Origin of the sequence: Hydrogenophaga taeniospiralis CCUG 15921 (assembly GCF_001592305.1) — a bacterium.
Lineage (GTDB): Bacteria > Pseudomonadota > Gammaproteobacteria > Burkholderiales > Burkholderiaceae_C > Hydrogenophaga > Hydrogenophaga taeniospiralis.
The window spans coordinates 1-25,857 of sequence record NZ_BCWR01000027.1; the positions used below are offsets into that span (position 1 = coordinate 1).

Sequence of the window (25,857 nt, forward strand, 5' to 3'; positions counted from 1 at the left end):
GGGGGGGGGGGGGGGGGGGGCTAATGAACAATCTCGACTTAACTCACTTGGTTTTATTAGATGAAATGAGCGTTCCTCTATTGAGCTCTTCCGGACCAGGTCTGAATCTGCTCAAAAACTCAAGGTTTTGCTTTATGGATGATTGATATGCTCTTACATTACCCTTTGGGGTGGTGTATTCAAGAGTCAGATTATCATCAGTGCTCAGTGATATTTTCTGACCGGCCGCAATAGTAGACAACATACCATCAACCGCTTGCGGATCCAACAATCGGTTCCCAAGAATATTTTCTGACCGACCTCCATAGAAGCCGAGCAAACTTTTTAGAGTTTCCGTCTGATTCAACAGAGCAATACTTTCATGGGATGGCCTTTTTAGCGGATCGTTTGTCGCAACAATAATGCCCTGACCGCCAATGTAGTATAGCCATACATATTGAAATCTCGAGCGTACGGTAGCCAGGACGGTTACGATATCCATCTCCGAGATACGGTGCATCTGCACCCACTGCTGGAAAACACCGTCATCTTTAAGACGCATCCTGGCCAGATCGTAAAATTCTGCATTATAAAGATTGGCCGCTCCTGCAAACCATATCGACGAAATCTCCATAGAAATAAGATCATATTTCTTTTCGTGTAGAAAAAGAAAGTTCCGTCCATCAGTAACAAATGATTTGGTACTGCTGCGCGTTCTTACGTTATCGTTTACATCATGAAAATATTTGTCGGCCATGGTAAAAATATCACTGCTCAACTCCACAATTTCCACTTTACCGAAGCCGGCATCTGAAATAGAACGCGCGCTTACACCTGTACCATATCCAATCACAAGCGCAGACTCTCTCTGCGTCTGGTGCAACAAAGGTGCCAGCGCAAATCCTACTTGAGCTGCCATTTCACGCTCTTTACTATTATCACCCTGAAATTTACCATTCGTTAGCAAAGTAAGTGTTGGGTTATCTACATTTCCCAAAATGGAGACCGTGGTCAATCCACCATCAATACTTTCAGAATGATCAATCACCTCGCCATAATGTTGACTTGAAAAATATACATTGGCTCCAGATGCCAGCTGGGTCATGTTAAAACCCGATGGCTGAATTAAATACGCAAATGCAGTTATCGCAATGGCAGGCAATGTATATTGCAGCGAAGTTCGTGGCAATAGATATACTGCAACAAACAGCGCACATGCCGCCACCAACCCCGCCGCCACCAGCAATGAGCTAAAAGCGCCCAATGCAGGCAACAGTATAAATCCACCGATGACTACGCCCAGGATATTGCCAAGAGTATTAACGGCAGAGCCAATACCAAATGTAACAGCCTGACTATTGGGATAACGTTTACCCACTATATCCATAGAAGCGGGGTACATAAATCCTATTGCATAAGCAACCGGAAACATCATAATGAAACATACGATACCGCGAACAACTTCTCTCGATGCAAAAGATCTTGCGTAGGGATGATTTTCGAACGATAGAAAATAGCCCGGCAAACTATCCCATCCATAGTTCCCGAGAAGAATTGCAAGAGCCACCATTATTAAACCGCAAAAAACATAAGCAGCACTGTCAAGGGCGACTCTATTAATCAACCATCTACATGTCATTGCACCACAACTAAGTCCAAGCAAGAAAGTAAATAGCATCAGAGAAAATGCATACGCACTGTTTCCGGCAACGACAGCCAACAACTGTATATAAAATGTTTCCAGTGAAAGCGTTACAAATCCAGTCAAGAATAACAGTAGAAATATAGCATTATATTTAACAGGCAGCACAGATGACAAATCAGTATTCCGCGATGTGACTTCCTGACTCACAGCATCAGTAATTGACGAATATTTTTTTTGCAGTTGCAAAGCAATGCCACCTGCGAGCAGATTTAGCGCCACTGCCGTAAGCAAGGTTTTTTGTATCCCTAGGACGGGCAGGATTAAATATCCAGTTAGAAGTGCGCCTGCAGCAGCTCCAAGCGTATTTGCGCCATAAAGCAAGCCCACTGAATCGCCCAGCCCCTTATTGCGCGTAACAGCTGCAACGAGCAAAGGTGTTGTCATTCCCATCGCAAGGGTAGGTATTAGCAAAACCACACCACCCAGCATTACACGATAAAAACTCATGATACTTGCATCAGGACTGATATTGCCAGCCACTGACGCATAAGTTATGTGTATCAACGTAAAAAGCAGTGGTGAAATAAGGCAGTAAATGGCGATTAGCAACTCAATAACTGCGTATGTTTTGATTTTGAGACTAACGCGCTGCCCCAGCCAACCACCAACAACTGAGCCAAGCGCGATACCGGCCATATAAGTCGCCAGTACGGTGTAGGTGGCGATAGCCGCACTGCCAAAAATTAGTCCAAGTTTTTTAGCAAACAACACCTGATAAACAAGCGCAGCAAAGCCCGAAAGAATAAAAAGAGCAAATACCTTGCGTTCATAGGTAACGACTTCTGCTACTTTTTCCATTCGCTCACTGACTACCGATACGTTTTGTATTGGAAAACGAGGAAGAAGTGTCTTGATAGAGTAGGCAAATTTATAAGCACACAAAATCGGCAAAACCAAAAAAATAGCAAATGTATAAAAATAATTTTGCTCCGTTATGCTAGGCCAGCCAATCACAGCAAAGAGCATAACAAGCAAGGTAATTGTACAAAGTGCCAGAAGTGGCTTGTCCATCCTTTTTGTTTCTGAAAAATGCGCCACAAGATACATAGCAAATGCAAAAGGTACAGCTATCAATATATCTATCAGATAGTGTTCCCCAAATGCCAAAGTTGATATTGCCGTGAGTATCATTAGCAATGCAGCAATGAATATATGCACCGGCTTCAAGCTAAGGCTACAAAGAAACACCATCATTCCCCATGCCATATGAAGAGATGGAATACCATTGCGGGGCGCAAGAGCCAGTGTGGGCGCGAGTAGAGCTGGTATTTGATCTATTGCTGGTAGAGCATTCGGAAAATATTGCCCAAAAGTGTAAATGGGCCCAGAAACAGGCACAATAAGATAAAGCACATAACCGAAAGCAGCCACATACATAAATGCGTTAATCGCATTTACGTGGAATATATTTCTGCTGCGATGCTGCTCGAACCTGATCCAGAGCATGAACAAGGGCAACAATAGATATACAATGCGCAACATTGTGTCCAGCAGCGGCATTGATTGCACAAAGACTACAAGAGCAGTGATCCAGCCTTTGCCAACCAAGATCAGATCCAAACGATAGGAAATAAGGTCATAGGTGTATGGCCTCAGTGCTGTTGTTAACGAAAGTGCCGCACCCGAAATAAGTACAAAACAGGGAATTAATGCGGCCTCGATGGCTAGCGAGCGAGCATGCAATCTACTTTGTGCATTCGGGGCAGTAGATGCATTAAATACCAACCTGATAAAACCAACGAGCCCAAGGCCTGTTAGCACCGACCCCATCACAGACCACCTATCTATTGATTTTTGGTGGTACAGCAAAAATACCGCCAAAAATAGACCGGCTATCGTAGTTTTTATCTTTTGCTCTTTTGAATCTGAAATACACAACAGTAAAAAAAACCAACCTCCGATCAACGATGCGGCCCAGAATGCATTCGACCTCTGTCCTACCATGGACTCATATACAAGCCCATGAATTGAAGGAGCGAGTTCTGCGAATGACAGAAGCTCAAGAATAAAAGCCACAAAAAATAAAATATACAAAGATCTGGTCGTTGACATAATGTTCCCAGCTGGATTCTATTTATGCAATTGCATTATATTAACGTTACTTGCGCGATCTTTTCCATATTGGAATTTATCATGAAGTGGTAAATTCGTTTCAGCCATGCGATGAACGGGTGTGCCAAGTGGGTTTGTTGCACAAATCGGAAGCGAGGGTGAGATGACCCCAGACGCTGCTATGCCATGATCCACTCACTAGGCGCTTGAAGTAATTGGTCTCCACCAAGCTTCTTCGATGGTACCTGCTCCACTTCTTCGAGGTGCCGCGTCCCAGTCCGTAGCAGACTTTGAGCGCCTCGTTGCGCGCCTGCGCTCCCTTTTGCGTGGCCTTCCACGGTTGTGCGTTCTTGCGCGGAGGAATCACCGCCCGCGCCCCGCGTTGAACTATCGCCACATGACATGCCATGGTGCCGTTGACACCGGACCACCGTTTATCGCGTGGGATCTGGCTCAGCAACTCGGGCAGCAAGGCCGCGTCCAAACCCATGCTTTGGCGCATGGCCAAGCCGAACAGGCACTTGATGCTCAGAGAGAAGTGGATAGTTGCATCGGAGAAAAACCGGTGGCGCCCTCGCTTGCCACTGGTCGAGGCGTACCACCCCATATTTTCGTCCAGCCAGATCGTCAGCGACCCTCGGGATTTAAGCGCGGCGTTGTACGGTGCCCAGTTTGTGGTCTTGTGGCGGGCCTTGGCACCTTCGGGTTCAGTCATACCCAGAGGCTACCAGCCCAGCGGGCCAGCTTTGTGCAACAAAGCCACACTTTTGCGCTGCTGGCCTTGGTACATTCCGGGTAGATCCCGCCCCAGAGGCACTTCGCGTTCCAAGCCTCATCCATCGCAGGCTTACAAGCGGGCGGCTTAAGTTCGGTGGATTGGGCTATCAGCCCAGGAGGCTGACTTTGTGCAACAAAGTCATCAACCACGCATTTACGGAAAATGCAGTCGCCACTCCAGTAACTACACCAGCTGCAATTTCGATGCGAGTGTGCCCCATTCGCTCGCGCAAAGGAACATACCCCTCTTCCAGATGGACAGTGTGTTTGTTAAGCACTTCGGCCAGTTTGCCCACCTGTCGGCGCAAGCTGGAAGCGTCAAGCACAACGATGAATGCCAACGTAATGGCCACAGCAAATGCCGGATGATCCATCCCTTCACGCAGGGCAATCAGCGTCGCAGTGCTGCTGACAATAGCACTGTGATTGCTGGGAAACCCCCCGTACCCAATCATCTTGAATGCGAGTTGTTTCGCCCTAATACTGTTGATAACAAATTTGATGCCCCCGGCAATGAGCCAAGCGATGAAAGGGGTAAGAGCATATGACAAGTCCATACATTACCCAATAGGCCACAACACCCATAGACATGCGCCGATCCAAGCGACAACTGTCAGCAGCAAGGGGGTATCTGCCAACAACGCATCCGTCGGCGATTCACCGCCGTCCATCTTGTCAACGACATACCAGTAGCGAAATAGCCCGAACAGCACCACAGGCACCGTTACGACCAACTCTGGGCGTGCTGACATGACAAACATGCTATAGAACACCAGCGCCCCAGTTGCGGCCATTTCAGCATACCGATCAACCAGTGCAACTGTGTAATGCTGCAAGACATCTCTTCCTTCGCTACCACTACGTGCCAACTCCTGTCGGCGTTTGACCGCTGCAAGATACAGAGCCAGACATAGAGTAGTTACAAACATCCACGACGACACGGGTACCATTAGCGCTTGCGCACCCGCATACACCCTCAACACAAAACCAAATGCAATGATAAATATGTCCACTACGGGCTGATGCTTGAGCGCAAAGCTATAAGCCACGTTCAACAAAATGTAGACCAGAATGACCTGCACGACCGCGGGTTGGATGAACCAGCCCAAGATCAATATTGCATAGAGTACCGCCAACGCCATCAGCGCTGAATGCACTGAAACGATGCCAGCTGCAAGAGGACGCGATTTTGACTTTTTGGGATGCCGGCGATCACGCTCAATATCCTTGATATCGTTAACGATGTACGTCGCGGATGAGGCCACGCAGAACAGCAGCATGGACAAAAAGGCCTGCCCAATAGCGTGTCGGTCAAGGAAAGCTCCCACAAACACAAGCGGAGCGAGGACAAACCCGTTCTTGATCCACTGTTGAGGTCTTATGAGCTTTATGAGTCCGCGAACCTGAGTCAAGTGCGAACGAGGAAGGGAGTTATCATGCATGTTGTTTGGAAAACGAGGCGAATCCGAGATTCTGCACGATGAAGATGGCGCTACTCTATGCAATGTTGGCCGCGGTAGCGACCGTCGCCAACATTGGCGCACAGGATTTGTGCATACGGCTCTACAGCGGGCCATTCTCGATACCGGTTTCCGTATTTCTGGGGACCGCTGTAGGCCTGAGTGTCAAATATTTTCTCGATAAGCGCTACATTTTTCACTTTCAGGCAAGGGACGTGGCTCACGACGGCAGGACTTTTGGTCTCTACACCTTGATGGGGCTGTTGACAACCGTCGTGTTCTGGGGGTTCGAATTCTGCTTTGATGCCATTTTCCAGTCACACGGAATGCGGTACCTGGGAGGAGTCATAGGACTGACCATCGGCTACACCGCCAAGTACCATCTCGACAAACGGTTCGTATTCAAGGCACATAGCTCATGAACGTCCAACAGGTCCATTCCTGGGGACGCCTGACGACAGCCCCACACCATGTGGTCCAACTGCTGGACCCTGCGACCGTGGCTTCTGCGTTGCAGGCACACCTACCTGGTATAGCTTATGGTAGTGGTCGCAGCTATGGCGATGTGTGTCTCAACCCCGGCGGCATACAGTGGCACACCGCAGGACTGGATCACATGTCCAGCTGGAACGCGGAAACCGGCGTGCTGTGTTGTGAGTCTGGGGTTCAGCTTCGTGACATTCACCATCTGCTGGTTCCTCAAGGCTGGATGCTGCCAGTCACGCCTGGCACCCAGCTCATCACGGTGGGGGGAGCGATCGCCAACGATGTGCACGGGAAGAACCACCACGTCATGGGCACCTTCGGTGACCACGTCAGGCGTCTCTGGCTGGCTCGTACAGATGGCGTTGTGGTTGAATGCGGGCCCCACGAGCACCCCGACTGGTTTGCAGCAACCGTAGGCGGGCTGGGCCTGACGGGCGTCATCCTGCGAGCGGAGATCCAACTGCGCCGCATCTCCAGCCCCTGGCTGGATGTTGAAACCATACCGTATAGCAGTCTGAGCGAGTTCTTTTCTTTGGCAGATGGTAGCGAGGCCGACTGGGAGCAAACGGTTTCGTGGATCGATTGCCTCGCGGGTGCGGCCGGGCGGGGCATCTTTCTGCGAGCCAATCCTTCTGGCGCCAAAGAAGGGCCAAACCCGAAAGGTGGTGGGTGGCGGGTACCGTTCACCCCCCCTGTGTCGCTGATCAACCAGTTGTCTCTGCGGCCATTCAACTGGTCCTACTACCAGCTCAAACGCCTGGGAGCCAGACGCACAGTCGAGCACTACGAGCCGTTCTCCTATCCACTGGACAATCTGCTGGAATGGAATCGCATGTACGGCCCCAAGGGGTTTTATCAATACCAAAGTGTGGTCCCGCGTTCAGCAGGACCCGATGCGACTGAAGCCATGCTGCGTGAAATTGCCCTCAGTGGCGAGGGCTCGTTTTTGGCTGTACTCAAGACGTTTGGCAACAAGCCGGCCCCCGGTATGCTCAGCTTTCCAAGGGCGGGGGTGACACTGGCATTGGACTTTCCCAACCGTGGTGAACGCACCTTGCGTTTGTTCGAGCGGCTTGATGCAATCGTCAAGGACGCTGGTGGAACACTGTACGCGGCCAAAGATGCTCGTATGTCACCGGCGCTTTTCGAGGCCGGCTATCCTCGCTTACCTCAGTTCCTTCCATTTCGGGATCCCGGAATAACCTCATCCATGTCGCGCCGGCTGTTCGGAAGCTGAGCCAAGGAACCCAGCATCCATGCAGTCAACTCAACATTCCCCCTTGCGTATCGTTATCGTGGGTGCCACCTCTACCATGGCTGAGCACTGTGCCCGCCTATGGTTGCAATCGGCGCCGGCTGAGCTTGTGCTGGTCGGCCGTGACGAGGCTCGCTTGCAGCGTGTGGCGTCTGACCTGGCTGTGCGCTCACCCACCTCAACCATCGAAATACGGACAACCGACTTTGTTGACGGAGCTGCTATCCATCACTTTGTAGCAACTCTCTGCAGCACTCGCACACCGGACCTGGTATTGATCGCTCACGGCACATTGCCCAACCAGGATACGTGCCAACTCAACTTGAGCGCGTGTCGCGAAGCGTTGGAGATCAACGGCGTGTCCCCCGTGCTGTTCGCCGAAGCTTTCGTGACCCATATGCAATTGGCCGACCGCGGCACACTGATCATCATTGGTTCCGTCGCTGGAGACCGTGGACGTAAGTCCAACTATGTGTATGGTTCTGCCAAGGGTATGGTCACGCGCTATGCCCAAGGACTTCAACATCGATTGGCACTGGCGAAAAGTCACCTTAAAGTAGTCTTGGTCAAGCCAGGTCCCACGGCAACCCCGATGACTGCCCATATGGTCGGGCAAGGCCCAGCATTGGCTTCCGTGGAGGAAGTAGCCCGGACCATCGTTGCAGGTGCGGCGAAAGGCAAAGCGGTCGTCTACGCGCCAGGCAAGTGGTTCGTGATCATGATGATCATTCGGCACTTGCCAACTTGGATTTTCAACAAAATCAACATCTGATCCGTCAGGTGTGACGCGTTGCCGCAGGAGCCGGCGCAGGTCTTATGTAGGCATTTAACCGAACTGAGGCAATTCGCGTTGCACTCCCGGCAGCAGACCTGCGGGATGTCGGACCCACGTCAGAAGGAACCCTATGGCCTCGCAGCGGAGGGCTTGATGCTCTCAAGAAAGCCCTCACGGTATTCCTTCCAGAAGCGGTGCTCCGTCGGTGGAACCCTTCGCATGGCCTCCTCATAGGCAGCGTTGGCTTCATCGGTCTTGCCTAATCCGTACAGGGCCAAGCTTCTCAGGGTGTACGCTGTGGTAAAGGTAGGAAACTGGGCAATGTTTTTGTCGATCACGGCCAGTGCGTCGTCGTACTGCTTCAGGCGAAGATAGCAGTCCGCCTGTATGTTGTAGACCGGTTGTTTGGTAAAACGGGTGCCCTTTAGATCTTCAATCTGTTTGAGAATGTGCACGGCTTCTTCGCAACGGCCCGCGCCTTTGAGATAAGACGAATAGACCAGTGCGTCGTCGGCATTGCTGGGCGGCAGCTCGACCAAACTCAGGTATTCGTCCACGTAGCCGGCATCCAGTGCTGTCACCGAATGCATAAACCTCGCATAGCCGTCCTCTGGATACTTGGCATACGCCCACTTCCAGAGCGCGTAATTGTTCCCCCACAGTGGAAGGGTAGCGCGGGCATTGATGCCAGAAACCACTATCCAGACCAGAATCACGACACCCACATACAGTGACATACGCTTGTGCCGAGCAGCCGAGACATCCTCCAGAGGAGAGGCACGCAACCGCTCCAGCAGGAAACCGGTTCCAGTTGCCAACCCAATGGCCGCGAGCGCACTGGGCATCAGCAAGAAGCGCTCGTGTCCGATCGAGCCTCCAATGGTCAGTGGGATGATGTTGAGAACGGGCAGGAAAGCCACCAGCACGGCCATCAGGAATACCGCTGCCAGGACGCTCTTTTTCCATGTCACCCAGATCAGCATCGCGGTGACGATGGGCATGCCGATGCCGATGGCCAACTTCAGCGGTGGAAATTTGGAAATATCAAACGGATGGTGTGGCCCCAGGCTCATGAAGGGAAACAGCAGTTTCTTGAGGTAAAACAGTTCCGTGTGCCCGATGAATGCAAACCACGTCAGGGGCGTCAGGTATTGGAGCTGGTTCTTGTCGGCGTGAACAACTTGAGGGATGAAATATGCCCGCAAGATCAGATAGACAAGAAACGCAGCCGCATAAGCAAGATAACGCCCCCTTTCACGGGGACTCAGGGCGACCCCTTTCAGATATCCCCATATCCCGGAAGGTCGCGGCTCATCGGTGCAACTGGCCTTGGCCCAAGCCAAGAGCAACAGCAACACGGGCATGGTTATTGCCATTTCCTTGCACAACAAGGCCAGAAAAAAGCAGAGGGGCGAGAGGAGGTGCGTGGTCAACAGATGACGGCCAAACAGCCCGAAATACAGAGCCAGCAAAACAAAGGTGGTCACCATCAGGTCGAACCGCCCCGCCACCCAAGCCACAGGCTCCACGTTCACCGGAGACAACAGATAGGCCAGGGCTCCCACCATGGCGGCGGGAACCGCATATACCCCCCCGATACAGGTCCGCACCATTGCCTTACCCAGAAAGAACACGAGCAGGGCATTGATGGTGAAAATCAGAATGTTGACCCCATGGGACACGGCCGAATTGACCCCTACCGTGAAAAACTCGGCCACCATGGTCAGCAATACCACCGGCCGAAAGTACGTTGACTCGACCAGGATCGGCTCAAAAATGCGCCGTAAGCGGAACGCACCGGGACGCAGATCTGACGACTCGAGGAACAGCAGGCGGTCGTCCCACACGTACTCGAAGCTGAGGGCGGGTGAATAGACAAAGATGGCGAGCGCAATCAGCGCCCCCATGCACAGCCATTGAAAAACCTTTTCCCTGCCCCAGGCCTCGCCGGGCCGGGTTTTCATTTGCATCATCGTCATTGCCTGGTCGCTCATTGCACAACAAAAGGATCGTAAGGCAGAAAATGGATTGGATTGCCTGCCGTGTCGATGAGGGCCACACTGTCGTTCTTGGCACGCACCGGCAGATACCTGACCGTCATCGGTTCAAGCCCAAGGTCCCGCACCGCCGCATTGATCGTTTCCGCCTGCCCCGCGTAATGGGTGGTCAGCTTGGTCAAAGGCAGAGCATTGTCAACAGCAGACTTGCGCTCACCATCGCCGTAGATGGTCCAGTAGCTGGGTCGCTGGCTGCTGTCCACCCCATCGATCAATGCCCTGTCCAAGCTGTTTGTGAGCTCCTCCAGCGACCTGGACTTGCGCACCGCCATCAACCGCGGCCCGGTCAGCGAGAGCGCCCGAAGACCTTCGGGCGCCTTGGGCAGCTCTTCCCTCAGCACATCCGCAGCAGAAATCACACGAAACCGGTCGCCCTCGTAAACCATGGCCACCGGCCGCGCCAGAAAGACCGAGTACATCCCATAGGCCAGCGCGGTCGCCTGGACCAGCCCAATGACCGCGATGTCGAACACCAGATAGTGACGTGGCTTGCGAATGTCAAAAATGAGGAAGGTGAGCAACGGCCCCACCACCACATCGACCGCAATGATGGTCAGCAACAGCCCGGTGCCGCCGGCCATTCGCACATAAGCGCCGGGATACCAGAGACCATAGACCAGACCGGTCACCGCCAGCGCGATCAGTATCGATAACAGCAGATGCCATCCACCGGCATGCAGCCTTGCTCCCCATCGTTCATTCATCTAACCGACCACCTGATAAAACCTCATCGACATTCTGCTGGTGCGTATTTTGCCGGCAGAGACCCCGTGGTCCCCGCCATGGATCGCGCGGTCGCGGTGGCGGTGGTGGCCGACTGGCAACTCCAGTCGATCGCACCGCTGATGCCGGAGGCGAACGACACCCCCAGGCGGACGGCCGCGCCACCACTCTGGACCCATGGACTCAAGATCAGCGTCTGGCCACCGATCGGGCCCGCCGCGCTGTTGAAGGTGATGGTGATCTCGCCGTCCGTGGCACCACCCGCATTGGCCGTCATCAACACGCTGGTGACGTACTTGCTCGCAGCCCCCAGGCCCGAAGTCTGACTGTTCCAGGCGCTCACCGTGGCCGCCAGATCGGGCTCCCTGGCCGCCCCGATGGACACCTGGTTCTTGGCGTCGGCGGCCAGTGCAAGTCCTTCGGTCACCCGCGCACGGATGGTGTAGTCCTGGTAGGCCGGCAAAGCCACGGCGGCCAGAATCCCAATGATGACCACCACGATCATCAGCTCGATCAAGGTAAAACCGTGGTGCTTGGCTACGCTCTTCATAGTGACCGCCGTTCTGGAAATGGACTGTTTGCCCGTGCAGGCAGTTTGCATGCCAATGGCAAAACGTCCCAATGCCGTGAAATAAGTCACATTCATTGCCGCCCAACAAACCAAAATTGCCACAAGCTGTGACAATTTTGGTGTGCCTGGGGCAGATGCCACCCATCCATCTCAGGCGATAACACCTGAAAAAAAAGGGTGCCCGCAGGCACCCTGTTTGACTGACCTGAAACCGCCGTGCGGCTTCAGGCTACCTGCCCATCAACGGCATTCGTTCGGCGCGTATTTGGCCGTCAGAGTACCCGCGGTACCCGCCATGTTGCGAGCGGTCGCGGTGGCATTGGTGGCCGATTGGCAGCTCCAGTCGATCGCGCCAGTCATGTTCGAGTTATAAGAATTACCCAAGGTGACGGCGGTGGTGCCGGAACGGACCCAAGGCGACAGTTTGAGCGTCTGGCCGTTGATCGGGCCTGCGATGCTGTTGTAGGTGATGGTCACTTCGCCTTGTGTGCCACCAGTGGTAGCAACCATCTGGATGCTGGTCACATACTTGCTCGAAGCGCCCACATTACCCGCCTGCGCGTTCCAGGTATTGGCGGTCGCGGTCAGGTCGGCGGCGGTGGCCGAGCCGGTGCCCACTTGTGTCTTGGCATCTGCGGCCAGCGACAGACCTTCCGTCACGCGGGCGCGGATGGTGTAGTCCTGATAAGCAGGCAGGGCCACGGCGGCCAGAATACCGATGATGGCCACCACGATCATCAGTTCGATGAGGGTGAAACCTTTTTGAATGAAACGCTTCATGAGTAAAACTCCTATGGGGTTGTGGGAGAACGACGGTACCTGAGCAGCAGAGATCGTGCCAACCTGAAATGCCCGGCTTTTCGCGGCCTTTTTCACGGCTCGGCGACAGAGGTGACAATTTGTGCCCATCGCATCCGGATGTCACCGACAAATTTTGTCACATCACCCGCAAGCGACCGGATTTGTCACAGCTCAAAGGTCTGCCCGGCGCTGAGCCAGCGGATGTCATGGCGCACGTCGTCGGGCCGGTTGGGGCTGTCGTCGAAGCGGCGGATCTCCTCCATGATCAGGCCGGTTTCGGCGGGCTTGGTGTGGGTGATGTAGATCGGGTAGCGCTGGTTGCGGTCGATCTGGTCGAGCTCTTCGGCCAGCGTGCCGGGCGCCAGGTGCAGGCTGCGCCGGGCGAGGTCTTTTTCCCGGTCGCTGAACGCGGTTTCGATGATGAGCAGGGCCACGGGCAACTGGTTGATGCGCTGCCAGAAGGCGGGGTTGCGCTCGGTGTCGCCGCTGAATACCCAATGGCCCGAGGTGGTGGCGGCGGCGAAGCCGACCGCGGGCACGGTGTGCACGGCCGGCAACACCTCAATGGCCTTGCCGCCCACCTGCAGCACCTCGCCCACGGTGATGGGCACGCAGCGCATGAGCGGCGTGTCGGCGCTGGGGATGGTGGAGAAATCGGGCCAGATGAGGTTGTTGAAGATGTGGGCCTTGAGGGCATCGATGGTGCTCTGCAGGGCGCGCACCTGCAGCGGTTCGGCGCCCGCGGCCAGGCGGCGCGCGGCCACGGCGTCGAGCATGAGCGGCAGGCTGGCCACGTGGTCCAGGTGCGAATGGGTCAACAGCACGTGGTTGACCCGGGCCATTTCGTCCAGGCTGAGGTCGCCCACGCCGGTGCCGGCGTCGACCAGAACGTCGTCGTCGAGCAAAAAGGAGGTGGTGCGGCACCCCTGCGCGATGGCGCCGGAGCACCCCAGAACTCGTACCCTCATCTGCAGATTCGCTTGGTTTCGCGGCCGGCTCAAGCGGCCTATTTGGTTTCGAACGTGGTGGCCCCGTCCCAGCCCGGGTCGGGCGGCCGCCGCTGCATGGAGGCTACCCGCTGGGCATAGAGCCGGTAAAGGACTTTTTCCGCATTCTGGCGCTGCAGATGGCGCAAACCCGCGTCACACGTGTCCCAGTCCTGCGCGCGCCAGGCCAGGAGGACCAGATCCCAGCGCCGCAGTTCCTCGGCCTGTTCGTCGGATATGGACTCCGGGGTACCCAGGGGGGTGTGGATGGTCACCGGGGTGGCCCGGCCCTTGACGCGCACCCGGTCCAGCTCCTGCCAGACGAACTGTGGTGCCTGCGACCGGGTGGTGTCGCTGGCGACGATGTCCACGCCGTAGGTGGGCGACAGACCTTCGAGCCGGGAACCCAGGTTGACCGCATCGCCCACCACGGTGTAGCTGCGGCGCAGGTCCGACCCCATGTCGCCCACGCACATCGGGCCGGTGTTCAGGCCGATGCCCACGCCGATCTGCGGCAGACCCTGGCGGGCATGCTCCTGGTTCATCTGCCGGACGGCCTCGGCCATGTCCAGCGCGGTCTGCACCGCCAGGCCGGCGTGGTCGGCGGTGTCGACCGGTGCGCCCCAGAACGCCATGACGCAATCGCCCATGTATTTGTCGATGGTGCCGCGGTGGCTGCGGATGGTGCGGGTGAGGCGGCTGAAGACGGTGTTGAGCAAGGCCTGGAGCCGGGTGGGCTCCAGGGTCTCGGACAGCCGGGTGAAGCCACGCATGTCGCAGAACATCACGGTGAGTTCGCGCGTGGTGGCGGTCATGTCGTAGCGGTGGGGGTCACGAACCATCTCGTCGACCAGTTCGGGTGGCACGTAGGTTCCGAAGAGCTGGGCGAGCTGGCGCTTGGCACGGCTTTCCACCAGGTAGCCGTAGCTCATGTTGAGCGCGAAGGCCAGCGCGCACATGACCAGCACGCTGGCCAGCGGCAGCACCAGGCCGTGGCCCAGGTAGAGCCAGAAATTCAGGCCGACCACCGCCGCCACCACGCCCAGACTCAGGCCCACGGCCCGCGCCGCGCTGAGCAGCGGCAGCGCCAGCGCGAGCACGAGGCCGGACACCACCAGCACCACCAGTTCGTAGCCCAGCGCGTAATCGGGTTTGACGAGCACCTCGCCATCGAGCAGGCGCGAGATCAGGTTGGCGTGGGTCTCCACCCCGGGGTAGGCTTCGCCCACGGGCGTGACGCGCTGGTCCAGCAGACCGGGCGCGGTGGTGCCCACGAGCACAATCTTGTGGCGCAGCCGCCCGGCCGGCACGCGCCCGGCCAGCACGTCGCTGGCGGACACGTAGGTGAACGAGCCGCCTTGCGGCCCGCCACGCCCGCGAAAGGGCACCAACGCAGCCAGGCGGTCGTCCACCGGGATGGCCAGCGCGGTGTTCTGGTGAACCAGGCGCACGCTCTCCAGCGCCTGGTAGTCGTGCGACAGAAAACGCTCGGCCGGGAAGCCCGGCTCCACCCGCGGCGACCCGAGCAGCAACCGGAACATGGCCAGTGACAACGATTCGTAGTAACGCCCATCGTGTTCGGCCAGCAAGGGCACCGAGCGCACGACGCCATCGCTGCTGGCCACCGCATTGAAAAAGCCGGCCCGCGGTGCAGCCTGCGCCAGCGGAGCGATGTTGGCGCCGAAGCCGTCCCATCGGGTGGCCAGGATGCTGCGCCCCCGCAAAACCTCGGGCAGCATGACCGGGGCGGGCAGCACGCCGCTGGTGCGGCCGTCCCGGTCGCTGGTGAAGTAATAGCCCAGCACCACCGGCCGGTCCTTGAGCGAGCGGGCGAACCGGGCGTCGTGGTCCAGCTCGGGCCTCAGGCGTTCGATGTGTTCGGCCAACCCGGGCTGCCCGGCCAGGGCACCTTGAGCGATCTGCTGGAGCTGGCGCAAGCCGGAACTGTCGTCGGCCTCGGCAAACACCGTGTCGAACCCCAGCACGGCAATGCCGTGGTCTTCAAACAGGGTGTCCACCAGCCGGGCCATGTGGTCGCGCGACCAGGGCCAGCGCCCGACCTCGGCCAGGCTCTTTTCGTCGATGTCGACGATCACCACCCGGTCGTCGAGCGTGCCGGGCATGGTGGCGCGCAGGCGCGCGTCGTAGACCATGTCGTCCAGGCGCTGCAGCACCCCCATGGGCAGCACGCCCAGCGCGTGCAGGATGGCGAAGAGCAGGGGCAGCAGGGTGACCGCGATCCGCGGGCCGTGTCTGCTCAGGGCCGGCATGGGGCGCGGGGGTCGGGAAATACGGGGCGGCCGTCGTCAGCCAAGGCGGCGAGCGGCGCCGGCCAGCATCACTGCTGGATGAACTGCATCTGCGTGCCGGCCAGTTCGATCAGGTCCCCATGGCGCAGGTTGACCGCCTCGGAACCGATGGGATTGCCATTGATGGTGGGCCTGGTGGCGCCTTCGACCAGCGCGACCACGTAACCCTGGGGGCGGCGCGTGATGGCCGCCACCGCCACACCCGGCTTGCCAATGGTGGTGACCACCTTGACCAGCGGCACTTCGCGCCCGGCAGCGGCGCCGGACATGACCTTGATCGCGGCATTGCCCACCGGCGGCTGCGCGCCAGCCGACCCCAACACCGCACCGGCCTGGATGACCATGGTTTTTTCGTGGTTCTCGGCTGCGCCTTCGTGCGCGAACTTGATCTTGTACTTGCCGATCTCGACCGTGTCGCCATTCTGAAGCTGGTGCTTCTTGATGGCCTTGCCGTTGACGTAGGTGCCGTTGGTGCTGTTGAGGTCTTCCAGGAACACATCGGCGCCCGACATCTGCATCACGGCGTGTTCACCGCTGACGGCGAGGTTGTCGATCACGATGTCGTTGTAGGGACGGCGACCGAGCGTGGTGCGGTCCTTGGTGAGCTGCACCTCCTTGATGACAACGCCGTCGATGGAAACGATCATTTTCGGCATGGCCGACTCCTGTGGAACCTGATGAACTAATTCTAAAGAACTCAGTTACTGCCCCAACATGCGCGACAGCAACCCTTTGCGTAACGGTTTGGACCGAGCATACGCCAATATCACGGAAATATTATCGCGACCGCCAGCGTCGTTGGCGGCGTCTATCAAGGCGTTGGTTTTTGCCTCCAACGTCCCGTCGGAGGCGAGTATGGCGGCCAAGCGGCTGTCCGGGATCATGTCGGACAGGCCGTCGGAGCAAAAGAGGTAGAGGTCACCGTCCTCGGCCCGGTATTCGTTGACTTCCAGCAACACCGTGTCTTCCACCCCCAGGGCCCGGGTCACCAGATTCTTGTGGGTGGCGAACTGGGCCTGCTCCTGCGAAATCAGGCCGGCGTCGATCTGCTCTTGAAGCAAGGAATGGTCGCGCGTGAGTTGCACGAACTCGCCGCCGCGCAAGCGGTAACAACGCGAATCGCCCACATGGCCGATGAACGAACGCACGCCCTGGAACACCGCCATCACCAGCGTCGTGCCCATGCCCGCGTACTGGGGGTTGGAGTTGGCGGCGTTGAAAATCGAGCGGTTGGCGTTGTCGATGCAGATTTCCATGGCCCGCTTGATTTCACGACCATTGGCCTCGTACCCGCCCTCGGTCATCCAGCGACCCAGCTCGGTCTTAATGAAGGTGGTGGCCATGGCGCTGGCGACCTCGCCGGCGTTGTAACCGCCCATGCCGTCGGCCAGCACCACGACGTGGTTGTCCACGTCCAGGGCGATGGAATCCTCGTTGTTGTCCCGCACCAGGCCGGGATCGGTAAGACTGAAGTACTCGAAAATCATGTTCTTTGGCTTTATAGCCGGATATCGGACCCGCCCTCGGCGGAACCGCCGCCCTGAACCACCGATTGTGTGGCAACTGTGGTGGCGAATCCGTTTTCCATTGCGCGCGCGGTCTGCAGCCGGGTTTTCTCGAACCCGCGGTCACCGGACCCCGTCGTCAGAGCCCCGCCGGGGGCGACCCGGCCCGCCGCCGCCGTTCTGTCGACCTGGCGAAGGTCTTGCGCCAGGTCACGGCCGCTCTGATAGCGGTCTTGCGGCGTCTTGGACAGCGCTTTGCCCAGTATATCGGTCAGTGCCCCGGGTAGATCGGGCCGCAGACTGCGCACGTCGGGCGCGGGTTGGTTGGCGATCTGGTACATGAGCGCGGCCATCGAGTCGCCGCGCAGTGGCAACACCCCGGTGAGCAGTTGGAACAGCATGACACCCAACGAGTAGAGATCGGAACGGCCATCGATGTGGTGACCGGCCAGCTGCTCGGGCGACATGAAGCTCGGCGTGCCCAGCACCATGCCGGTCTTGGTCCGGCTCGCGTCGGTGATGCGGGCGATGCCGAAGTCGGTCACCTTGACGCTGTCCGAGGCGGGGTCGTACATGATGTTGGCGGGCTTGATGTCGCGGTGCACCACATTCTGCCGGTGCGCGTAGTCCAGCGCCATCGCCACCCGCTCACCGATGTCCAGCACGGTCGCGAGCGGCAACAGCCGGTCCGCCCGTGTGTGCTCCACCAGATCCCGACCCTGCAGAAACTCCATGGCGATGAAGGCCAGGTCGTGTTCCTCACCGGCGTCGAAGATGGTGACGATGTGGGGGTGCTGCAGCCGCCCGGCGGTTTCCGCCTCGCGGAAAAAGCGCTCACGCGCGTCCGCCAGCTCGGCGCCTTCGAACTCAGCGCTCAACGCCAGCGTCTTGATGGCCACGGTGCGGCCGATCTTGGGGTCGCGGCCCTGGTAGACCACGCCCATGGCGCCTTTGCCGAGCTCTTTCTCGATCCGGTAGCGGCCGAGCATGGGTTGCTCAACCCCCGCACCGCCGAGCAGCAGGGTGCCGCCCGGGTGGGACGAGGCGCCCGCCAGCACCACGGTCTTCGACAGGCTCCGGGCCCGCCGCAGACGGGATTGCACCCCGGCGTCGCTGCGGTCCAGACTGGCCATGTGCTCGTAGACCGACTGCACCTTGTGGAACTGGCGCTTGCGCTCGAAGTCCAGCGCCAGTTGCTCCAGGTTGTCCATCAGCGGCCGGCTGTGGGGCACGCGCCGGAAGCGGTCGAAAGCCAGGTCGAGCTGGCCCTGCCCCTGCAGCGCCAGCCCCATCATGCGGTTGGTTTCGGCCGACTCTTCGTCGGTCTTCGCCTTGCCCGCTTCGGTGGCGAGAAAACGCCGCGTGGTCAGCACCAGATGGCCCAGCAGCAGCAACGCGGCGGGGAACACCAGCGGCAACCAGGTGGCCGCGCTCGAGAGCAGGCCGTACTCCACGCCCAGCAACAGCGCAAACAGGCCGGCGGTGGCCCAGGCACCGGTGGCGGCCGACAGGCGCGGCAACAGCGCGAGGAGATAGGCCACCACCAGCAGCAGTGCCGCGAGCACCACCGCACCGCTCCAGACCGGTTGCCCGATGAAATGGCCATTCAGGATGCTCGACGTGGTGTGCGCCAGGATGACTGCGGGCGAAAGCGCCGTCGACACCGGTGTGTTGAACGGTGCGCCCACGCCGGCGGCCGTGGCACCAATGATGACGATCTTGCCGGCGTATTTCGAGGCCGGGATCTTGCCGGAGGCGACGTCGTAGAACGAGTCCACGGTGAACGCCGGGCGCCCATCGCGGTCGGGGTAGAACTGGGGCAGAACGGTGCCCGAGGCATCGGTCTCGATGCGCGTGCGCCCCAGCAGCACGGCTTCACCGGGCAACAGGCGCAAATCCTGCGGCCCGAGATTCAGGCTGTGCGCCGCCACCATCAGCCCCATCGAAGGGATCACGTGGCCATCGAAGTTCACCAGCAAAGGCTCGCGGCGCACCGCGCCGTCGCTGTCCGCGAGCTGGTTGAGGTGGGCCACGCCACGGGCGGCCGCCCCGATGGCCGCCAGCGGTTGCTGCGACCGGATCGCGGGCAGGCCAGCGCCACTGCTCTCGGCCAGCGCACTCTGGAGCGCGAAAGTGGGCAATGGCTGATCCGGCCGACCCTGGGGTTCGCCCAGGCTGTACAGCGACGGCAGGATCACGTTGCCGGCACGGGCCAGGCTGCTGGCCAGGCGCGCGTCCGAATCCAGCTGCTGCTCGGCCGCTGCGATGAAGCCCAGCAGGTGGCTGCGTGAAGCTTCACCCAGATCGTCGAACGCCTGGGCCGGCGGCGCGTTGCCATCGAGCTGCTCGCGCAACTCGCGCAGGCTCGCCAGCCCCCGGTCGGTCTGGGGTTCGAAAAAAAAGGCGGTGTGGGCCACCGTTTTGGCCTGGGCCAGAGCGAGCTGGTCGATCAGGCCGGCATGCACTTCGCGCGGCCAGGGCCAGCGCCCGATGTTCGCAATGCTCTGATCGTCGATGGCGATGACGGCGATGCGCTCGCTGGGCACTCGGCTGCTGCGGGTGCTGGCAAAGTCGTAGAAGCGGCTTTCCAGGTCGCGGAAGAGATCGCTCGACAAATGCACGGCAAACGCGGCGAGCACCACCAGCAGGCCCGCCAAGGCGTCGGAGCGCCAGGGGCTGCTCCGTCCTGCGGACTGCTTGCGTCTGCGGCTTGTGGCCAAGGGCCGATCTCCTGAGTTGCCTGAACCTGGGCCACGGTGGCCGGCAGCCTGGGCAGGGCCGCGCGCCGCGCCAAAAATGGGCGCCGCAGGATTTCGCATTCTGTGGCAGGAGCCCCGCGCAAATCAAGCCACTCTGTGGGCTGGGGGCCTCACATCCGGACCGCGCATGAAAAAAGGCAACGCAAGCGTTGCCTTTTTCACGCTGGAGCCGTTGGGCTTCAGAGCATGGCCTTGAGCAGCTTGGCCATTTCGGACGGGTTGCGCGTGACCTTGAAGCCGCACTCTTCCATGATGGCGAGCTTGGCGTCGGCCGTGTCGGCGCCGCCGGAGATCAGCGCACCGGCGTGGCCCATGCGCTTGCCGGCGGGCGCGGTCACGCCAGCGATGAAGCCGACGATGGGCTTCTTCATGTTGGCCTTGCACCACTGGGCGGCTTCGGCTTCGTCCGGGCCACCGATTTCGCCGATCATGATCACGGCGTCCGTGTCGGGATCGTCGTTGAAGGCCTTCATCACGTCGATGTGCTTGAGGCCGTTGATCGGATCACCACCGATGCCCACAGCGCTGGACTGGCCCAGGCCGATCTCGGTGAGTTGCGCCACGGCTTCATAGGTCAGCGTGCCCGAACGGGACACGACGCCGATGCGGCCTTTGCGGTGGATGTGGCCGGGCATGATGCCGATCTTGATCTCGTCGGGCGTGATCAGGCCGGGGCAGTTGGGGCCCAGCAGCAAAGTCTTCTTGCCGCCGGCGGCTTCCTTGGCCTTCATGCGGTTGCGCACTTCGAGCATGTCACGGACCGGAATGCCTTCAGTGATGCAGATCGCGAGATCCAGATCGGCCTCGACGGCTTCCCAGATCGCGGCGGCAGCGCCCGCGGGCGGCACGTAGATCACCGACACGGTGGCGCCGGTTTCCGACGCGGCTTCCTTGACCGAGCTGTAGATCGGGATGTTGAAGATCGACTCGCCGGCCTTCTTCGGGTTCACGCCGGCCACGAAGCAGTTCTTGCCGTTCGCGTATTCCTGGCACTTTTCGGTGTGGAACTGACCGGTCTTGCCGGTGATGCCCTGGGTGATGACCTTGGTGTCTTTGTTGATGTAGATCGACATGACTTGTTCTCGCTTTCCTGGGCTTAGGCGTTGACGGCGGCAACCACTTTTTGAGCGGCTTCGGCCATGGTGTCGGCGCTGATGATGGGCAGGCCGGACTCGGCCAGCATCTTCTTGCCCAGTTCTTCGTTGGTGCCCTTCATGCGCACGACCAGCGGCACTTGCAGGTTCACGGCCTTGCAGGCGGTGATCACGCCGGTGGCGATGGTGTCGCACTTCATGATGCCGCCGAAGATGTTGACCAGGATCGCCTTGACCTTGTCGTTCTTGAGCATGATCTTGAAGGCTTCGGTGACCTTCTCGGGGGTGGCACCACCGCCCACGTCCAGGAAGTTGGCCGGCTCGGCGCCGAACAGCTTGATGGTGTCCATGGTGGCCATGGCCAGACCGGCGCCGTTGACCAGGCAGCCGATGTTGCCGTCCAGGCTGATGTAGGCCAGGTCGAACTTGGAGGCTTCGATCTCGGCCGGGTCTTCTTCGTCCAGATCGCGGTAGGCCACGATCTCGGGATGGCGGAACAGCGCGTTGGCGTCGAAGTTGAACTTGGCGTCCAGTGCGATCACATTGCCCTTGCTGTCGCGGTTCAGCGGGTTGATCTCCACCAGCGAAGCGTCGGTTTCCATGTAGCACTGGTAGAGCTTCTGGAAGATGTCCACGGCCTGGGCGGTGGAGTCGGCCGGCATGCCGATGGCGTCCGCGATCTTCTTGGCCTGCTCGGCGCCCAGGCCGGTCAGCGGATCGATGAACTCGGTGATGATCTTTTCGGGCGTGGCGTGGGCCACTTCCTCGATGTCCATGCCGCCCTCACTGGAAGCGATGAACGCGACCTTCTGCGTGGCGCGGTCGGTCACGACCGACACGTAGTATTCCTTCTGGATGTCGGCACCGTCTTCAATATAGAGGCGGCGCACCTTCTGACCTTCGGGGCCGGTCTGGTGGGTCTTGAGCTGCATGCCCAGAATCTCGCCGGCCAGGCGCTTGACGTCGTCGATCGACTTGGCCACTTTCACACCGCCACCCTTGCCGCGGCCACCCGCATGGATCTGGGCCTTGACGACCCACACCGGACCACCCAGTTTCTGCGCGGCTTCCACCGCTTCTTGCACCGTGAACGCGGCAATGCCACGCGGCACTGGCACACCAAATTGACGCAAGATTTCCTTGCCTTGGTACTCGTGAATCTTCATGAGGTCTCTCTCGGACTGGGGGGTTTCTTTAGCCGACCGAACAGCGAACGGCCGGCGCGCGGGCACTGGACACAGCAACCCGGGAATGTATCATGCTGCGACGCACCAATATGGGTGCGAACGCGTCCGCATAATGCATAATTATATTGACGCATCTCTGAACCAGAACTGACAAGGCACCCAGCGTCATGGCCAAGATCTTCATCGACGGCGAAGCCGGCACCACCGGTCTGCAGATCCGCGAGCGCCTGCAAGGCATGCCTGCTATCGAATTGCTGAGCATCACGCCCGAGCGCCGCAAAGACCCCGAAGCCAAGCGCGAGCTCATGGCGCAGGCCGATCTGGTCATCCTCTGTCTGCACGACGATGCGGCCATCGAATCCGTGGCCATGATCGACGGCATGAGCGGCCACCAGCCCCGCGTCATCGACGCCTCCACCGCGCACCGCTGTGCCCCCGGCTGGGTGTTCGGCTTTCCTGAACTCTGTGCCGGCCAGCGCGAGGCGGTGGCGGGCGCCGCGCGCGTGGCCAACCCGGGTTGCTACGCCACCGGCGCGATCGCGCTGATCCGTCCGCTGGTGGACGCCGGGCTGATCCCCGCCGACCACCCCCTGGCGCTGCCTTCGGTGAGCGGCTATTCGGGTGGGGGCCGGACCATGATCGAGGCGTATGAAAAGGGTGAGGCACCCCTGTTCGAGACCTACGCGCTGGGCCTGAACCACAAGCACCTGCCGGAGATCATGCGTTACACCGGGCTGTCGCGTCGGCCGGTGTTCGTGCCTTCGGTGGGCAATTTCCGCCAGGGCATGCTGGTGCAGCTGCCCCTGCACCTGGACCTGCTGCCCGGTCAGCCCACGCTGGCCGACCTGCACGAGGCGCTGGTGGCGCACTACGCGCCCAGCGCCGCGGCGGGGGGATGGGTCAGCGTGCAGCCAGCCACCGACAATGGCAAGCTCGACGCCACCGCGCTCAACGACACCAACCGGCTGGAGTTGCGCGTGTTCGGCAACGAAAAGCACCGCCACGCAGTGTTGATCGCGCGGCTGGACAACCTGGGCAAGGGCGCCAGCGGAGCGGCGGTGCAGAACCTGCAGCTGATGCTCGGGCTCTGAGGATCCGGGCGGCCTCCGGCGGTCCGTCGGACCGGGCACAGTGTGCCCTCAGCGCTGCGGCTCCGTCGCAACGGCTGGCACCACAAGGCGCTGCAACTGCGCCAAGTCTTCGAGCACACGCTCCGAATAGATCTCGAACTGGTCCGCCAGCATCCGGCGGGCATCCCCTTTTTTGCCCGCGTGATCCAGCGTCAACACGTTGGCCGCCACGTGGTGAAACATCCGGTGGTGCGCCATCAGCGCGGTAAAGCCCGGGAACGTGCCGAGTCGGGCCCTGGCGCTGCCGTGTATCCATTGACCCAGATCGCATCGGTCGTCGCGGCAGACCACATCGATCTCCAGCGCTCCACCCGAAACGCCATCCAGATGGGCCTGCAGGGCCTGCTTCCAGCGCTGGTGGGCGGTCACCGCAACGGGAATGTCCAGCCCCACCACAGCGCCCACCAACGCCGCCCGGTGCTCGCCGTCGCGATCGGCGTCCGTCGTGCCAAAGAACTGCCTGAGCCAGCCCACCATCTGTGTGCCCCATGTCTCCGTTTTCGCAGAGTGTGCCCCATCCGCGGGCGACGGGGTATGCGGTATTGCGGTACGGGGGGTCTCAGTCTTCGTCGCCGCCGCTGACCACGCGGCGGATCGTATCGGTGCCGAAACCGCGCGCGGCCAGAAAACGCATCTGCCGGCCGCGCTCGGCGGCGTCCACGGGAGGCGCGCCGAACTTCTTGCGCCAGACCTCTCGCGCGCGCGCCACCTCGGAGCCCTGCAGCTCGGCCACCGCCCGCGCCACCGCGTCGGCGCTGAGCCCCTTGGCCTGCAGTTCCTGGCGCACCCGCATCGCGCCCATCTTGCCGGCCCGGCGGTGCACCACGGATTCGAGCACGCGCTGTTCGCTGATGAAGCCCTTGGCCTCCAGCTCGTCCAGCGCGCGGGCCAGTTCGCCCGGCTCGGTTTCGTGAACCTGCAGCTTGCGCTGCAGCTCGGCGCGTGAATGCTCGCGGCCCGAGAGCAGGCGCAGGGCCCGGCCCTTGAGCGATATCTGGTCAAACCCCATGGCCGAACCCCGCTGGTGGGCAGCGGGTGCACCCCATCATTCGAGTGCGGCAGCGGCGTCGGCTTTGTCGGCCTTCTCCGCCTTGGCGGCCTTGCCGCCCTTGGCGGGCGCGGGTGCCTCGTCCACCGGCAGCAGCGGCACACCCAGCTCGGTACGCACCTTGTTCTCGATCTCGACACGCAGCTCGGGGTTCTCGCGCAGGAATTCGCGCGAGTTGTCGCGACCCTGGCCGATCTTCTCGCCGTTGTAGGCGTACCAGGCGCCGGATTTTTCGATCACCTTGTGCAACACGCCCAGGTCAAGGATTTCGCCTTCGCGGCTGATGCCCTCGCCGAACAGGATGTCGAACTCGGCGGTCTTGAACGGCGGGGCGACCTTGTTCTTCACCACCTTGACCTTGGTTTCGTTGCCGATCGAGTCCTCGCCCTTCTTGATGGTGCCGGTGCGGCGGATGTCCAGCCGAACCGAGGCGTAGAACTTGAGCGCGTTGCCGCCGGTGGTGGTCTCGGGGCTGCCGAACATCACACCGATCTTCATGCGGATCTGGTTGATGAAGATGACCATGCAGTTGGTCTTCTTGATGTGGGCCGTGAGCTTGCGCAGCGCCTGACTCATCAGGCGGGCCTGCAGGCCGGGCAGCGAATCGCCCATCTCGCCTTCGAGTTCGGCCTTGGGTGTGAGCGCGGCCACCGAGTCGACCACGATCAGGTCGACCGCGCCGGAGCGCACCAGGCTGTCCACGATTTCCAGCGCCTGCTCGCCGGTGTCGGGCTGGGAGATCAGCAGGTCCTGCAGGTTCACGCCGAGTTTCTGCGCGTACTGGATGTCCAGCGCGTGTTCGGCGTCGACGAAGGCGCACTGGCCACCGAGCTTCTGCATCTCGGCGATGGCCTGCAGGGTGAGCGTGGTCTTGCCCGAGGATTCCGGGCCGTAGATCTCGATCACTCGGCCGCGTGGCAGGCCACCGACGCCCAGGGCGATGTCCAGCCCCAGCGAGCCGGTGGACACCACCTGGATGTCTTCGATCACCTCGCCCTCGCCCAGGCGCATGATCGTGCCCTTGCCGAACTGCTTTTCGATCTGGGCCAGCGCGACCTGCAAGGCCTTGGCTTTTTCGCTGTTGAGGGGATTGGGCTTGGTGATGGGGTCCATGGTGGCGGCTCCTGAGCGTGTGAGTGGGTGTTCGCTTCCAGAATGTGTTTTTGTGTACAGGCTGGATGCTTGAACAGCAGTTTAC

The 25,857-nt window shown here is 59.7% G+C and carries 21 protein-coding genes and 1 pseudogene; 4 read left to right on the forward strand and 18 right to left on the reverse strand.

Translation table 11 applies throughout. The features are described 5' to 3' along the window. Positions 1 to 43: 43 nt before the first annotated feature. From HTA01S_RS24995 to HTA01S_RS24045, 4 genes and pseudogenes are all read right to left on the reverse strand, one after another. Positions 44 to 3,736 carry a fused MFS/spermidine synthase gene (locus tag HTA01S_RS24995; protein ID WP_157572263.1) on the reverse strand — a complete coding sequence of 1,231 codons (3,693 nt, stop codon included), beginning with the start codon at positions 3,734 to 3,736 and terminating at the stop codon, positions 44 to 46. A 199-nt stretch (positions 3,737 to 3,935) separates the two neighbouring features. Continuing rightward, positions 3,936 to 4,451 (reverse strand): annotated as a pseudogene (locus HTA01S_RS25000) (transposase); the annotation flags it as partial. A 169-nt stretch (positions 4,452 to 4,620) separates the two neighbouring features. Further along, complete coding sequence (locus HTA01S_RS24040; RefSeq protein WP_068176488.1) at positions 4,621 to 5,070, reverse strand: divergent PAP2 family protein; 450 nt, start codon at positions 5,068 to 5,070, stop codon at positions 4,621 to 4,623. 3 nt (positions 5,071 to 5,073) lie between these two features. Further along, complete coding sequence (locus tag HTA01S_RS24045; RefSeq protein ID WP_068176491.1) at positions 5,074 to 5,955, reverse strand: decaprenyl-phosphate phosphoribosyltransferase; 882 nt, start codon at positions 5,953 to 5,955, stop codon at positions 5,074 to 5,076. 44 nt (positions 5,956 to 5,999) lie between these two features. Here HTA01S_RS24045 and HTA01S_RS24050 point away from each other — a divergent pair, with 44 nt between their 5' ends. The 3 genes from HTA01S_RS24050 to HTA01S_RS24060 are packed head-to-tail and all read left to right on the forward strand — an operon-like array spanning position 6,000 to position 8,486. Further along, complete coding sequence (locus HTA01S_RS24050) at positions 6,000 to 6,395, forward strand: GtrA family protein (RefSeq protein WP_322788372.1); 396 nt, start codon at positions 6,000 to 6,002, stop codon at positions 6,393 to 6,395. Next, on the forward strand, positions 6,392 to 7,696 hold the full coding sequence (locus HTA01S_RS24055; RefSeq protein WP_068176495.1) for an FAD-binding oxidoreductase: 1,305 nt from the start codon (positions 6,392 to 6,394) through the stop codon (positions 7,694 to 7,696). Before HTA01S_RS24050 ends, HTA01S_RS24055 begins: the two co-directional genes overlap by 4 nt. A 43-nt stretch (positions 7,697 to 7,739) precedes the next feature. After that, the gene (locus HTA01S_RS24060; RefSeq protein ID WP_245638192.1) at positions 7,740 to 8,486 is read left to right on the forward strand and encodes an SDR family NAD(P)-dependent oxidoreductase; all 747 of its coding nucleotides are present in this window, start codon (positions 7,740 to 7,742) and stop codon (positions 8,484 to 8,486) included. A gap of 131 nt (positions 8,487 to 8,617) precedes the next feature. On the opposite strand, the gene HTA01S_RS24065 is transcribed toward HTA01S_RS24060, so the two are convergent. From HTA01S_RS24065 to sucC, 11 genes are all read right to left on the reverse strand, one after another. Further along, the gene (locus HTA01S_RS24065) at positions 8,618 to 10,483 is read right to left on the reverse strand and encodes a tetratricopeptide repeat protein (RefSeq protein ID WP_157572264.1); all 1,866 of its coding nucleotides are present in this window, start codon (positions 10,481 to 10,483) and stop codon (positions 8,618 to 8,620) included. Further along, entirely contained in the window at positions 10,480 to 11,250 is a 771-nt protein-coding gene (gene tfpZ / locus HTA01S_RS24070) for a TfpX/TfpZ family type IV pilin accessory protein (protein ID WP_157572265.1), read from the reverse strand. The genes HTA01S_RS24065 and tfpZ overlap by 4 nt, the downstream gene beginning before the upstream one ends. A 23-nt stretch (positions 11,251 to 11,273) precedes the next feature. Beyond that, positions 11,274 to 11,819 carry a pilin gene (locus HTA01S_RS24075; protein ID WP_068176506.1) on the reverse strand — a complete coding sequence of 182 codons (546 nt, stop codon included), beginning with the start codon at positions 11,817 to 11,819 and terminating at the stop codon, positions 11,274 to 11,276. A gap of 261 nt (positions 11,820 to 12,080) precedes the next feature. After that, positions 12,081 to 12,620 carry a pilin gene (locus HTA01S_RS24080; protein ID WP_068176509.1) on the reverse strand — a complete coding sequence of 180 codons (540 nt, stop codon included), beginning with the start codon at positions 12,618 to 12,620 and terminating at the stop codon, positions 12,081 to 12,083. A 185-nt stretch (positions 12,621 to 12,805) separates the two neighbouring features. Further along, entirely contained in the window at positions 12,806 to 13,609 is an 804-nt protein-coding gene (locus HTA01S_RS24085) for a 3',5'-cyclic-nucleotide phosphodiesterase (RefSeq protein ID WP_068176512.1), read from the reverse strand. A gap of 38 nt (positions 13,610 to 13,647) precedes the next feature. Beyond that, positions 13,648 to 15,897, reverse strand: a complete 2,250-nt coding sequence (locus HTA01S_RS24090; protein WP_068176515.1) for a CHASE2 domain-containing protein — start codon at positions 15,895 to 15,897, stop codon at positions 13,648 to 13,650. A 68-nt stretch (positions 15,898 to 15,965) separates the two neighbouring features. Continuing rightward, on the reverse strand, positions 15,966 to 16,592 hold the full coding sequence (locus HTA01S_RS24095) for an FHA domain-containing protein (RefSeq protein ID WP_068176518.1): 627 nt from the start codon (positions 16,590 to 16,592) through the stop codon (positions 15,966 to 15,968). A 45-nt stretch (positions 16,593 to 16,637) separates the two neighbouring features. Then, positions 16,638 to 17,423 (reverse strand): Stp1/IreP family PP2C-type Ser/Thr phosphatase, encoded by a 786-nt coding sequence (locus HTA01S_RS24100; RefSeq protein WP_068176524.1) that lies wholly within the window; start codon positions 17,421 to 17,423, stop codon positions 16,638 to 16,640. Between the two features lie 11 nt (positions 17,424 to 17,434). Further along, positions 17,435 to 20,161, reverse strand: a complete 2,727-nt coding sequence (locus HTA01S_RS24105; RefSeq protein WP_245638193.1) for a CHASE2 domain-containing serine/threonine-protein kinase — start codon at positions 20,159 to 20,161, stop codon at positions 17,435 to 17,437. Positions 20,162 to 20,379: 218 nt separating this feature from the next. After that, positions 20,380 to 21,273: a succinate--CoA ligase subunit alpha gene (gene sucD / locus HTA01S_RS24110; RefSeq protein ID WP_068176527.1), complete on the reverse strand. Its 894-nt coding sequence runs from the start codon at positions 21,271 to 21,273 to the stop codon at positions 20,380 to 20,382. A 23-nt stretch (positions 21,274 to 21,296) separates the two neighbouring features. After that, a complete protein-coding gene (gene sucC, locus HTA01S_RS24115; RefSeq protein WP_068176531.1) occupies positions 21,297 to 22,460 on the reverse strand; it encodes an ADP-forming succinate--CoA ligase subunit beta in 1,164 nt (387 codons plus the stop codon). A 188-nt stretch (positions 22,461 to 22,648) separates the two neighbouring features. Between sucC and argC the strand changes: the two genes are divergently transcribed. Then, positions 22,649 to 23,572, forward strand: a complete 924-nt coding sequence (gene argC, locus HTA01S_RS24120; protein WP_068176532.1) for an N-acetyl-gamma-glutamyl-phosphate reductase — start codon at positions 22,649 to 22,651, stop codon at positions 23,570 to 23,572. Between the two features lie 48 nt (positions 23,573 to 23,620). Here argC and HTA01S_RS24125 read toward each other — a convergent pair whose 3' ends face one another. The 3 genes from HTA01S_RS24125 to recA form a co-directional block, all read right to left on the reverse strand. Continuing rightward, positions 23,621 to 24,088, reverse strand: a complete 468-nt coding sequence (locus HTA01S_RS24125; protein WP_068176533.1) for a CZB domain-containing protein — start codon at positions 24,086 to 24,088, stop codon at positions 23,621 to 23,623. An 82-nt stretch (positions 24,089 to 24,170) separates the two neighbouring features. Beyond that, complete coding sequence (recX, locus tag HTA01S_RS24130; protein WP_068176536.1) at positions 24,171 to 24,620, reverse strand: recombination regulator RecX; 450 nt, start codon at positions 24,618 to 24,620, stop codon at positions 24,171 to 24,173. A gap of 36 nt (positions 24,621 to 24,656) precedes the next feature. Then, a complete protein-coding gene (gene recA / locus HTA01S_RS24135) occupies positions 24,657 to 25,772 on the reverse strand; it encodes a recombinase RecA (protein ID WP_068176539.1) in 1,116 nt (371 codons plus the stop codon). Between the last annotated feature and the right edge of the window lie 85 nt (positions 25,773 to 25,857).